Source organism: Aquincola tertiaricarbonis (assembly GCF_000969605.1).
Classification (GTDB): domain Bacteria; phylum Pseudomonadota; class Gammaproteobacteria; order Burkholderiales; family Burkholderiaceae_C; genus Aquincola; species Aquincola tertiaricarbonis.
The window spans coordinates 28551-40698 of the sequence record NZ_JZUE01000001.1 but is presented as its reverse complement, the minus strand read 5'-3'; the positions used below and the strand labels follow the sequence as shown (position 1 = coordinate 40698).

Annotated in this window: 10 protein-coding genes; 2 read left to right on the top strand and 8 right to left on the bottom strand. The window is 69.0% G+C overall.

From position 1 onward, the window contains the following. Positions 1–8 precede the first annotated feature (8 nt). Both VO99_RS00265 and purE read right to left on the bottom strand, forming a co-directional pair. On the bottom strand, positions 9–1175 hold the full coding sequence (locus VO99_RS00265; RefSeq protein WP_083440254.1) for a 5-(carboxyamino)imidazole ribonucleotide synthase: 1167 nt from the start codon (positions 1173–1175) through the stop codon (positions 9–11). After that, the gene (purE, locus tag VO99_RS00260; protein ID WP_046111182.1) at positions 1172–1636 is read right to left on the bottom strand and encodes a 5-(carboxyamino)imidazole ribonucleotide mutase; all 465 of its coding nucleotides are present in this window, start codon (positions 1634–1636) and stop codon (positions 1172–1174) included. The genes VO99_RS00265 and purE overlap by 4 nt, the downstream gene beginning before the upstream one ends. Positions 1637–1734: 98 nt before the next feature. On the opposite strand from purE, the gene VO99_RS00255 reads away from it, so the two are divergent. Next, complete coding sequence (locus VO99_RS00255) at positions 1735–2676, top strand: tetratricopeptide repeat protein (RefSeq protein ID WP_046110799.1); 942 nt, start codon at positions 1735–1737, stop codon at positions 2674–2676. Between the two features lie 22 nt (positions 2677–2698). Here VO99_RS00255 and VO99_RS00250 read toward each other — a convergent pair whose 3' ends face one another. The 3 genes from VO99_RS00250 to fba form a co-directional block, all read right to left on the bottom strand. Beyond that, complete coding sequence (locus VO99_RS00250; RefSeq protein WP_046110798.1) at positions 2699–3811, bottom strand: hypothetical protein; 1113 nt, start codon at positions 3809–3811, stop codon at positions 2699–2701. Between the two features lie 19 nt (positions 3812–3830). Beyond that, a complete protein-coding gene (locus VO99_RS00245) occupies positions 3831–4733 on the bottom strand; it encodes a phosphoribosylaminoimidazolesuccinocarboxamide synthase (protein ID WP_046110797.1) in 903 nt (300 codons plus the stop codon). A gap of 76 nt (positions 4734–4809) precedes the next feature. Beyond that, positions 4810–5874 (bottom strand): class II fructose-bisphosphate aldolase, encoded by a 1065-nt coding sequence (gene fba, locus VO99_RS00240; protein ID WP_046110796.1) that lies wholly within the window; start codon positions 5872–5874, stop codon positions 4810–4812. 207 nt (positions 5875–6081) lie between these two features. On the opposite strand from fba, the gene VO99_RS00235 reads away from it, so the two are divergent. Beyond that, positions 6082–6843 (top strand): DUF481 domain-containing protein, encoded by a 762-nt coding sequence (locus VO99_RS00235; RefSeq protein ID WP_198156826.1) that lies wholly within the window; start codon positions 6082–6084, stop codon positions 6841–6843. A 96-nt stretch (positions 6844–6939) separates the two neighbouring features. Here VO99_RS00235 and pyk read toward each other — a convergent pair whose 3' ends face one another. The 3 genes from pyk to VO99_RS00220 form a co-directional block, all read right to left on the bottom strand. Next, positions 6940–8370: a pyruvate kinase gene (gene pyk / locus VO99_RS00230; protein ID WP_198156825.1), complete on the bottom strand. Its 1431-nt coding sequence runs from the start codon at positions 8368–8370 to the stop codon at positions 6940–6942. Between the two features lie 41 nt (positions 8371–8411). Then, positions 8412–10739, bottom strand: coding sequence for an NADP-dependent malic enzyme (locus tag VO99_RS00225; RefSeq protein ID WP_046110793.1), 2328 nt, complete (start codon positions 10737–10739; stop codon positions 8412–8414). Between the two features lie 162 nt (positions 10740–10901). Then, positions 10902–12089, bottom strand: coding sequence for a phosphoglycerate kinase (locus VO99_RS00220; protein ID WP_046110792.1), 1188 nt, complete (start codon positions 12087–12089; stop codon positions 10902–10904). Positions 12090–12148: the final 59 nt, after the last annotated feature.

Here is a 12148-nt window from a genome sequence, read left to right as displayed (position 1 = left end):
CGTGGCCATCAGAAGGGCGCCAGGCCCAGCACGGCGGAGGCCTGCAGCGCCACGCGGCGTGCCTCGTCCGCGGTGGCGGCAGTCACCGTCAGGTGGCCCATCTTGCGAGCGCGGCGGGGCTCGGCCTTGCCGTACAGGTGCAGGTGCACGCCGGGCAGGGCCAGCACCTCGGCCCAGGCCGGCTCACGCTGCGCGCCGGCGGCGTCGAACCACAGGTCGCCCAGCAGGTTGAGCATGACGGCCGGCGAATGCAGGCGCGGCGTGGACAGCGGCAGGCCGCACAGCGTGCGCACCTGCAGCTCGAACTGGGACAGGTCGCAGGCGTCGATGCTGTAGTGGCCCGAGTTGTGCGGCCGCGGCGCCATCTCGTTGGCCACCAGCCGGCCATCGGCCAGCACGAAGAACTCGACGCACAGCACGCCGACATAGTCCAGCGAGGCCGCCACGGCCTGCGCGCATTCCATGGCCTGCTGCTGCAGCGCGGCCGGCACCTCGGGCGCCGGCACCTGCGTCACCGCCAGGATGCCGTCGCGGTGCAGGTTCTGCTGCACCGGCAGCTGCACGCAGGCACCGTCCGCACCGCGCGCCAGCACGACGCTGATCTCCCGGTGCAGCGGCAGCATCTGCTCCAGCACGCAGGGCGCATGCTTCATCGCGGCCCAGGCGGCGGCCAGCTCGGTACGGTTGGCCACGCGCGCCTGGCCCTTGCCGTCATAGCCCAGCCGCGCGGTCTTGAGGATGCCGGGCAGCAGCTCGTCGGTCACCGCCGCCAGCTGCTCGGCCGATTCGATCACCGCATACGGCGCGCAGGGCACGCCGCAGCGCTGAAAGTGAGCCTTCTCGGCCGCACGGTCCTGGCACACGGCGACGGCCGCCGCAGCAGGTGCAACGAAGCGCTGCGCGGCCAAGGTCTGCAGTGCCTGCGCCGGCACGTTCTCGAACTCGGTGGTGATGGCAGCCGACAGCGCCGCCAGCTGCGCCAGGCCTTGTTCGTCGGTGTAGGCGGCCAGCACATGGTGTTGCGACGCCTGGCCGGCGGGGCTGCTGGCGTCGGCCTCCAGCACCGCGGTGGCATAACCCATGGCCTGCGCCGCATGCACGAACATGCGGCCCAGCTGGCCGCCGCCCATCACGCCCAGCGTGGCGCCGGGCAGCACCTGCGTGGCAGCGGTCACTTCAGCTCCTGCGTCATCGCGCGGGCGGCTTCGGTCTGGCGTGCCCGGAAGGCCTCCAGCCTGGTGCGCAGCGCGTCGTCGCGGGTGGCCAGCATGGCCACCGCGAACAGCGCCGCATTGGCCGCGCCGGCGGTACCGATGGCGAAGGTGGCGACGGGGATGCCCTTGGGCATCTGCACGATGGAATGCAACGAATCGACGCCCTGCAGATGGCGGCTGGCCACCGGCACGCCGAGCACCGGCACCACCGTCTTGGCGGCGAGCATGCCGGGCAGGTGGGCGGCGCCACCGGCCCCGGCGATGATGGCCTGCAGCCCGCGCGCCTGGGCGCCTTCGGCGTAGGCGAACATGTCGTCGGGCATGCGGTGGGCCGAGACGACCCGTGCTTCGTGGGGAACGCCGAACTCGGCGAGAATCGCGGCCGCGTGTTGCAGGGTTTCCCAGTCGCTGCTGGAACCCATCACCACACCGACCACGGGCGCTGCGCTGTTCAAGGGCCGCTCCGTGGATTGCAGGAAGCCTTGAATTGTAGGCGTGCGCATTCACCTCTCTCGTTGCCATGATCGACATCACGCTCCAGAACTTCGAGGCCGACCTCATCCAGGCATCCATGCAGCAGCCCGTGCTGCTGGACATCTGGGCGCCGTGGTGCGGCCCCTGCCGCACGCTCGGCCCCCTGCTCGAGAAGCTGGAAGTCGCCTATGCCGGCCGCTTCACGCTGGCCAAGCTCAACAGCGATGACCAGCCCGAGATCGCCGGCCAGCTGAGCCAGGCCTTCGGGGTGCGCTCCATTCCCTTTTGCGTCATGTTCCACCAGGGCCAGCCGGTGGACGGCTTCGTGGGCGCGCTGCCCGAAGCGCAGATCCGCGAGTTCCTCGACAAGCATGTGCCCTCGGTGGACGCGCTGGAAGCCGAGCAGGAGACCGAGGAAGCCGAGGAACTGGCCGCCGAGGGCGACACCGATGCCGCGCTGGCCAAGCTGCAGCATGCGGTGGCCATCGACCCCGGCAACGACGCGGTGCGCGCCGACTATGTGAAGCTGCTGCTGGAGAACGGCCTGGTGCCGCAGGCCCGCGCCGCGCTGGAGCCGGTGGCCAGCAAGGCCATGGTCGATGCACGCATCGCCGCGCTGGGCCACTGGCTGGCCGCCGCCGAGAAGGCACCGCAGGCGCGTGGTGCCGATGCCCTGGCCGCGGCCATCCAGGCCAACAAGCGCGACTTCGAGGCCCGCTTCGAGCTGGCGCAGACGCACTTCGCCGCCGGCCGCTTCACCGCGGCGATGGACGAGCTGCTCGAGATCATCATGCGCGACAAGGCGTGGTCGGACGAGCTGGCGCGCAAGAACTACGTGGCCATCCTGGAGCTGATGACCAAGCCCGCGCCCAAGCCGGCCGCGGCCGAAGCCAAGGGCACGCTGGAAGTCACCGGCAAGATCGCCGCGGCGCCCTCCGATCCGGTGGTGGACCAGTACCGCCGCAAGCTGAGCATGGCGCTGTTCTGACGGCGCCGCGCCCTGCCACTGCTCATGCAGTGGCGGGGTCGATGTCCTTCAGGCCCTCATCCAGCAGCGCCACCAGGCGCTCCTGCTCACCGCGGTGGGCCTGCAGGTCGCTGCGGGCGCGCTCGCGCAACAGCGCGGCCTCGCGCGCCTGGCCCAACCGTTCCATCACCTGCGCCAGCCTCGCCTGCGCCAGCGCGCGGTCGTCCAGGTCGCAGGGCTGGCGCAGGCTGGCCTCGGCGGCCTGGGCATCGGCCGCGGCCAGCCTGGCATCGCCCAGCTGCAGCCGGCACCACGCACGGTCGGCCAGGAAGCAGGGCTTCATGCGCTCCAGGCCCTCGGCCATCGCCGCATCGAAATGCAGCTCGAACAGCGCCAGCGCCTGCGGCCAGCGCTGGTCGTGCGTCAGTAGCTGCGCCTGCATCATCGGCACCAACGACACCAGCGCCGCGGTGCCGATCCCGGCATCGAAGCGGGTGATGGATTCGCTGCTGAGCAAGGCCTGCCGCGTGGCCTCGGGCGACGGCTCGCCGAACATGGCCGTCAGGCGCGCCTGGTTGCCTCGCAGCGAAGCCTGGTTGTGCATCAAGGCCGAGAGATGGGCCTCGTCGCCATCGGCGGTGGCATGGAAGTGCGAGCGGGCATACCAGGGCAACGCCCGCGATTCGTCGCCCGCGAAGTGGTAGGCATAGGCCACCACCAGGCAGGCCCGCGATCGGGCCGAGTGATGGTCGGGCGCGGCACCGGCCAGGGCCTCGTGCAGATGCTGCACCATGCGGCCCATGTCGTGGTTGGCGACGTCCATGTGGGCCAGCCAGGCGGCACTGAGCGCACGCAACGGCGCCAGGTGCGCCGCGCCGGACAGCGCATGCGCACGCATCACCCGGTCGCGCGCGGAGGTGGACAGGTGGCTGTAGTAGTCGTTCAGGCCTTCGGCCAGGCTGAGCCAGGCGCTCACCGCCGCATGCGGCCGCCACGCGAACTGCGTGTGCAGCGCATCGACCAGCACGCGCGCCTGCGCCAGGTGGCCCTGGCGCGCGAGGAAGCAGGCGCGCTCGGCCTTCAGGCAGGCCACCTCGACCGGATTGCGCGCCTTCGCGATGGCGGTGTCGAGCCGGGTGAGGAGACGGGAGCGCATGACGGCCACGCGCTTCGCCTCAGCCGGCGTCGACGAGACGCCGATAGGCTTCCTGGTACTTGTCGGCGGTCCTGGCCACCACATCGGCCGGCAGCGCCGGCGCCGGCGCAGTCTTGCCCCAGGGCTGGCCGTCCACTTGCGCCTGCTCCAGCCAGTCGCGCACGAACTGCTTGTCGTAGCTGGGCGGGTTCATGCCCTCGGCGTAGCTTTCCACCGGCCAGTAGCGCGACGAATCGGGCGTCAGCACCTCGTCCATCAGCGTCAGCGTGCCGTGTTCGTCCAGGCCGAACTCGAACTTGGTGTCCGCGATGATGATGCCCTTGGTGAGCGCATAGGCCGCTGCCTCCGTGTACAGCTGGATGGCGACGCGGCGCACCGCCTCGGCGCGATCGCGGCCGATGACGTCGATCATCTTCTCGAACGAGATGTTCTCGTCGTGCGTGCCCATCTCGGCCTTGGTGGCCGGCGTGAAGATGGGCTCGGGCAGGCGGCTGGCGTTCTTCAGCCCGGCGGGCAGCTTCACGCCGCACACCTCGCCGGTCTTCTGGTATTCGGCCCAGCCGCTGCCGGCCAGGTAGCCCCGCACCACCGCTTCGATGGGCAGCGGCGTCAGGCGCTTGACCAGCATCGAGCGGCCCTGGACCTGTGGCACTTCTTCCGGCGACACCACGCTTTCCGGCGCCTCGCCGGTGAGGTGGTTGGGCACGATGTCCTTGAGCCGCTCGAACCAGAACAGGGCCATGCGCGTGAGCAGCTCGCCCTTGCCGGGAATCGGCTCGCCCATGATGACGTCGAAGGCCGAGAGCCGGTCGCTCGCCACCATCAGCAGCCGGTCGTCGCCCACCGCGTAGTTGTCTCGCACCTTGCCCCGGGCAAGCAAGGGCAGCGAGGCGATCGACGACGTGTGGAGAGCGGCTGTCATGGCACGGCAGGCCCTTGTAAGGGCCGGTGAAAAGGAAGCGCTGATTCTATTCGGCGGCCCCTGGGGTACAGCCGGTTCAGACCACCGTCTGCGCCAGCTTGCCGGTGGCGTAGGCGGCGGCCATGTCGGTGAGCGAGCGGCCCTTGATCTTGCCGGCCTGGCCTTCGCATCCGAACTCGACGTAACGCTGCCGGCAGATCTGCTTGGCCGCTTCGCGGGCCGGCTTCAGCCACTCGCGAGCGTCGAACTTGTCCGGGTTCTCGGCCATGAACTTGCGCACCGCACCGGTCATCGCCAGGCGGATGTCGGTGTCGATGTTGATCTTGCGCACGCCGAACTTGATGGCCTCCTGGATCTCCTCGACGGGCACGCCGTAGGTCTCCTTCATCTTGCCGCCGTACTGGTTGATGATGGCCAGCAGGTCTTCCGGCACCGAGGAAGAACCGTGCATCACCAGGTGGGTGTTGGGGATGCGGGCGTGGATTTCCTTGACGCGGCTGATCGCCAGGATGTCGCCCGTGGGCTTGCGCGAGAACTTGTAGGCGCCGTGGCTGGTGCCGATGGCGATCGCCAGCGCATCCAGCTGCGTGCCCTTGACGAAGACGGCGGCTTCTTCCGGATCGGTGAGCATCTGGCTGTGGTCGAGCTTGCCTTCCGCGCCGATGCCGTCTTCCTCGCCGGCTTCCCCCGTCTCCAGGTTGCCGAGGCAGCCCAGCTCGCCTTCGACCGTCACGCCCACCTTGTGCGCCATGTCGACCACGCGGCGCGTGACGTCCAGGTTGTAGTCGAAGGAAGCCGGAGTCTTGCCGTCCTCCATCAGCGAGCCGTCCATCATCACCGAGCCGAAGCCCAGTTGGATGGCGCCTTCGCAGACCTTGACGCTAGTGCCGTGGTCCTGGTGCATGACCAGCGGGAGGTGCGGATACATCTCGGCGGCAGCCTGGATCAGGTGCTTGATGAAGGGCTCGCCGGCGTACTTGCGGGCGCCTGCACTGGCCTGGAGGATGACCGGCGCATTCACTTCGTCCGCGGCCGACATCACGGCCTGCACCTGCTCGAGGTTGTTGACGTTGAAGGCCGGGATGCCGTAGCCGTTTTCGGCGGCGTGATCCAACAGCTGGCGCATCGAGACGAGAGGCATGGCGAACTTCCTGGGGAGAGTGAGTAATGCATTTGGGGCGCGCGCGGCATGGCGGCCGGCGCCCGATGTGACGGATTTTACGGTCCAGCGGCAGCCATGTACCCCCTTCGTAACCGGGGCGAGCCGCAAGCAAATGCTGCAGTGCGGGATCGGCGGTTGCCAACGAGGCCAGACCCTTCATCCACTCCGTCACCGAAAGGACTTCCCGTGCCGCCTTTGCGCCTCACCCTCGCCGCCGCCTGCCTGGCCGCCGCGCCGATCGCCACCCTGGCCCAGGTCACCGTAAAGAACGACGGCCAATGGCGTGCGCTGGTCACCGCCGGTGCCAGCATCTCGTCGGGCAACAGCGACTCGACCAGCATCAACCTCAACGGCGAAGCCGTGAAGGCCACGCAGATCGACAAGATCACGCTCAACGCCAAGGCGCTGTACGTGAACAACGATGGTGCGGAATCGGAGAACCGCATGGCCGCCGGTGGCCACTACCAGCGCGACCTGAACCAGCGCATCTTCGGCTTCGCGCAGCTGGATGCGTTGCGCGACGAGCCGGCCAACCTGTCGTCGCGCACCTCGGTGGGCGCGGGCGTGGGCTACCACGTCATCCGCCGCGACGACCTCACGTTCGACCTGTCGACCGGCCTGGGTTATTCCCGCGAGCGTTACGTGGAGCCGGAAGTGGTGGACGGCAGCTCGCGGGATTCCTACAACAACCTCGAGCTGATCCTGGCCGAGGAATCGAGCCACCGCCTGACCGACACCACCACCTTCCGCCAGAAGCTGACGCTGCTGCCCAACCTGCGCAACAACGACCAGATGCGCGCCATCTTCGACGCCAGCCTGTCGGTGGCGATGACCAGCCGGCTGGCGCTGACGGCCAGCGTGTCACACCGCTACGACAGCGATCCCGGTCCCGGCCTGAAAAAGGGCGACACGCTGTTCATCACCGGCGTGACCTTCCGCATCGATTGAGCGAAGCGCCCGCGGCCGCCGCCCGGCCGCTCCGAAGGCGGCCGCGCAACCCGCCCGGCGGGTGGGCCTGCGTACCCGCAGGACCGGGTGCCCCCTTCAGCCGACCCGGCACACCTTCAGCATGTTGGTGCCGCCGGGGTAGCCCATCGGCTCGCCGCAGGTGATGGCGTAGGTGTCGCCGGGCATCAGCACGCCGCGCTCGATGAGCAGGGCCTCGGCCTTCTCGAGCGCGGCGTCGCGGTCGGTGAAGGTGGGCATGATCATCGGCTGCACGTTGCGGTAGAGCGCCATGCGACGCTCGCTGGCGGGCTGGCTGGTCAGGCCGTAGATCGGCGTGTGCAGCCGGTGGCGGCTCATCCACAGCGCGGTGGAGCCGCTTTCGGTCAGCGCCAGGATCGCCTTGCAGCCCAGGTGGTGCGCGGTGAACAGCGCGCCCATCGCGATCGACTGGTCGATGCGGCCGAAGCGCTTGTTGGTGAAGTCGGCGTCCAGCCGCACGTCCTCGGCGCGCTCGGCCTCAAAGGCGATGGCGGCCATCTGCTCGATGGTTTCCACCGGGTACTTGCCGGCGGCCGTCTCGGCGCTGAGCATCACCGCGTCGGTGCCGTCCAGCACGGCGTTGGCCACGTCGCTCACCTCGGCGCGGGTGGGCACCGGGTTGACGATCATGCTCTCCATCATCTGGGTCGCGGTGATGGCCACCTTGTCCATCTCGCGGGCCATCTTGATCATCTTCTTCTGCAGCGCCGGCACCGCGGCGTTGCCCACTTCCACCGCCAGGTCGCCGCGCGCGACCATGATGCCGTCGCTGGCCTTGAGGATCTGCTCCAGCACCGGGATGGCCTCGCTGCGCTCGATCTTGGCGATCATCGCGGGCTTGTGGCGCCACGGCTCGCCGGCCATGTTGGCCAGTTGGCGCGCCATCTCCATGTCGGTGGCGTTCTTGGGGAAGCTCACCGCCACGTACTCGCACTGGAAGCTCATCGCGGTCTTGATGTCCTCCATGTCCTTGCCGGTGAGCGCCGGCGCCGTGAGGCCGCCGCCCTGCTTGTTGATGCCCTTGTTGTTGGACAGCTCGCCGCCGATGCGCACGATGGTGTGCACCTGGTCGCCGTGCACGCCCTCCACGTCCAGCACCAGCAGGCCGTCGTTGAGCAGCAGCACGTCGCCGGGCTTCACGTCGCGCGGCAGTTCCTTGTAGTCCAGGCCCACGCGCTCGTTGGTGCCCAGCTCGGTGGTGCCGCCGTCCAGCACGAAGCGCTGGCCCGGCGTCAACTCCGTCTTGCCACCTTCGAACTTGCCCACGCGGATCTTCGGGCCCTGCAGGTCGGCCATGACGGCCACGGCCTTGCCCACCCGCTTGGCCACTTCACGCACCATGGCGGCACGGTCGATGTGGTCCTGCGCCTTGCCGTGCGAGAAGTTCAGCCGCACGACGTCAACCCCCGCGCGGATCATGCGCTCCAGCACTTCGGGTGAAGAAGACGCGGGGCCCAGCGTGGCGACGATCTTGGTTTGACGGTTCATGGAGATGGGTCAGCTCGGTTCAGGAGGCTTGGTTCAAGGGGTCAGGCGGCGTTGGCGGCGTCGGCCGCCTGGGCGGCCACCTCGGCCACCGCCAGCGCCGTCATGTTGACCAGGCGGCGCACGGTGGCCGAAGGGGTGAGGATGTGCACGGGCCGCGCCGCGCCCAGCAGCACCGGGCCCACGGTCACGCCATTGCCGCTGGTGACCTTGAGCACGTTGAACAGGATGTGCGCGGCGTCGATGTTGGGCAGCAGCAGCAGGTTGGCTTCGCCGGTCAGCTGGTTGTCGGGCAGGAAGCGGCCACGGATGTCTTCCGACAGCGCGGCGTCGCCATGCACCTCGCCTTCGCACTCGATGTCCGGATGCTTGCCGCGGAACAGCGCCGCGGCCCGGCGCATGCGCTTGGCCGAGGCGCGGCTGCTGGAGCCGAACATCGAATGCGACAGGAAGGCCGCCTTGGGCTGCACGCCGAAGCGGCGCAGCTCGTCGGCCGCCATCGAGGCGATCTCGGCCAGTTCCTCGCTGCTGGGCTCCTCGTTCACGAAGGTGTCGGCGATGAACAGCATGCGGTTTTCCAGCAGCACCGCGTTCATCGTGGCGAAGGTGTTGGCGCCCGGGGCACGGCCGATCAGGTCGCGCACATGGTCCAGGTGGTGCTCGAAGCGGCCCACCAGGCCACAGAGCATGGAATCGGCGTCGCCACGGCGCACCATCATCGCGGCGATCAGCGTGTTGGAGCGGCGCACCGCGGCCTTGGCCATGTCGGGCGTGACGCCCTCGCGGCCCATCAGGCGCTGGTAATCCTCCCAGTAGGCGCGGTAGCGGTTGTCGTTCTCGGGGTCGACCACCTCGACGTTGACGCCGGGCTTGAGGCGCAGGCCCGCGCGCTCGATGCGCATGGCGATCACCGCCGGCCGTCCGATCAGGATGGGCTTGGCCAGGCCTTCGTCCAGCACGATCTGCACCGCGCGCAGCGTGCGCTCGTCCTCGCCTTCGGCATAGGCCACGCGGGCCGGCAGGGCCTTGGCGGCGGCGAACACCGGGCGCATCACCATGCCGGTCTGGTAGACGAAACGGGTCAGGGACTGGCGGTAGGCCTCGATGTCGGCGATGGGCCGCGTGGCCACGCCGCTGGCGGCAGCGGCTTCGGCCACCGCGGGTGCGATGCGCAGGATCAGCCGCGAATCGAAGGGCTTGGGAATGATGTATTCGGGGCCGAAGTGCAGCTCCTGGCCGGGATACGCGGCCGCCACCTCGTCGCTGATCTCCGCCTTGGCCAGCGCCGCGATCTCGCGCACGCAGGCGAGCTTCATCTCCTCGGTGATGCGGGTGGCGCCGCAATCCAGCGCGCCGCGGAAGATGTAGGGGAAGCACAGCACGTTGTTGACCTGGTTCGGATAGTCCGACCGGCCGGTGGCGATGATGCAGTCGGGCCGCGCGGCCAGCGCCAGCTCGGGGCGGATCTCCGGCTCGGGGTTGGCCAGCGCCAGGATCAGCGGCTGCGGGCCCATGGTGGCCACCATCTCGGGCGTCAGCACGCCAGCGGCCGAGCAGCCCAGGAACACGTCGCAGCCCTTGACCACGTCGGCCAGCGTGCGGACGCTGGTCTTCTGGCAGTAGCGCTGCTTGCTTTCGTCCAGCTTGCCGCTGCGGGCGTCGTCGCGCTCGAACTGGATGACCCCGCGCGAATCGACCACGAAGATGTTCTCGCGGCGGATGCCCAGGCCCACCATCACGTCCAGGCAGGCGATGGCGGCAGCGCCGGCGCCGGAGGCCACCAGCTTCACGTCAGCCAACTGCTTGCCCACCAGCTCCAGGCCGTTGAGCAGCGCCGCGCCCGAAATGATGGCCGTGCCGTGCTGGTCGTCGTGGAAGACCGGGATCTTCATGCGCTCCTTCAGCGCACGCTCGATGTAGAAGCACTCGGGCGCCTTGATGTCCTCGAGGTTGACGCCGCCGAGCGTGGGCTCCAGCGCGGCGATGATCTCGATCAGCTTGTCCGGGTCCTTCTCGGCGAGCTCGATGTCGAACACGTCGATCCCGGCGAACTTCTTGAACAGGCAGCCCTTGCCCTCCATCACCGGCTTGGCCGCCAGCGGACCGATGTCGCCCAGGCCCAGCACCGCGGTGCCGTTGGTCACCACGCCCACCAGGTTGCCGCGCGAGGTGTATTCGGCGGCGGCGTTCGGGTCTTCCTCGATGGCCAGGCAGGGATAGGCGACGCCGGGCGAATAGGCCAGCGACAGGTCGCGCTGGTTCATCAGGGGCTTGGTCGGCGTGACCGAGATCTTGCCGCGCGAGGGCGAGCGGTGGTATTCGAACGCGGCCTCGCGCAGGGCCTGCTCGGCAGGGGAAAGTTCTTGTGCCATGGGGTCTCCTCGGATCACTGCGCGAAGTGTTGAAAGCTTCACGCAAGGTTCGCAGGGTACTGCGGAACACCAGGCACCCGCCCGCATTCCCCCCGCGAATTTGTCTTATGCAACCCGGGCCGCGCCAAGAACCGCTGCGACCCACCCCGGGTCACGCTTGCTTCAGCCTGCAGCGCGCTTCTGCAGGATCTCGAACGCGGGCAGCGTCTTGCCTTCCAGCACTTCGAGGAAGGCGCCGCCGCCGGTGGAGATGTAGCCCACCTTCACGTCGTACTTGGCGATGGCCGCCAGGGTGTCGCCGCCGCCGGCGATGCTGAAGGCGCTGCTCTCGCTGATGGCCTTGGCCACCGTCTCGGTGCCCTTGGCGAAGGCGTCGAACTCGAAGACGCCCACCGGGCCGTTCCACACGATGGTGCCGGCGGCCTTGAGCTGCTGCGCCAGGATCTCGGCGGTCTTGGGGCCGATGTCCAGGATCAGGTCGTCGTCGGCCACGTCGGCCGCGTCCTTCACCGTGGCGGGCGCGTCGGCCGCAAAGGCCTTCGCCGTCACCACATCCACCGGAATCGGCACAGCCGCGCCGCGCGCCTTCATCGACTCGATCACCGCCTTGGCCTCGCTCACCAGGTCGGGCTCGGCCAGGCTCTTGCCGATCTTCAGGCCGGCGGCCAGCATGAAGGTGTTGGCGATGCCGCCGCCCACGATCAGGCCGTCCACGTTCTTCGACAGCGCCTGCAGGATGGTGAGCTTGGTGCTCACCTTGGAGCCGGCCACGATGGCCAGCAAGGGGCGCTTCGGGTTGGCCAGCGCCTTGGTGATGGCGTCGATCTCGGCGGCCAGCAGCGGGCCGGCGCAGGCCACCTTGGCGTACTGCGCGATGCCGTAGGTGCTGGCCTCGGCCCGGTGCGCGGTGCCGAAGGCGTCGTGCACGAAGATGTCGCACAAAGCGGCCATCTTGCGCGCCAGTTCCTCGCTGTTCTTCTTCTCGCCCTTGTTGACGCGGCAGTTCTCCAGCAGCACCACGCTGCCGGGCTTCACATCCACGCCGTCCACCCAGTCCGCCACCAGCGGAACGTCGCGGCCCAGCAGCTCGCCCAGGCGCTGGGCGACGGGCGCCAGCGAATCCTCTGGCTTGAAGGCGCCTTCGGTCGGGCGGCCCAGGTGCGAGGTGACCATCACCGCCGCGCCGGCGTCGAGCGCCATCTGGATGCAGGGCACCGAGGCGCGCACGCGCGTGTCTTCGGTGATGCGGCCGTCGTCGTCCTGCGGGACGTTGAGATCGGCGCGGATGAAAACCCGTTGGCCGGCGACGCGGCCTTGCGCGATGAGATCGGAGAAGCGGATGACGTTCATGGGGCCCTCTGACTGAAGGCCGCGATTCTAGGAGCGGCAATGCGCCCCGCCCCGCGCCG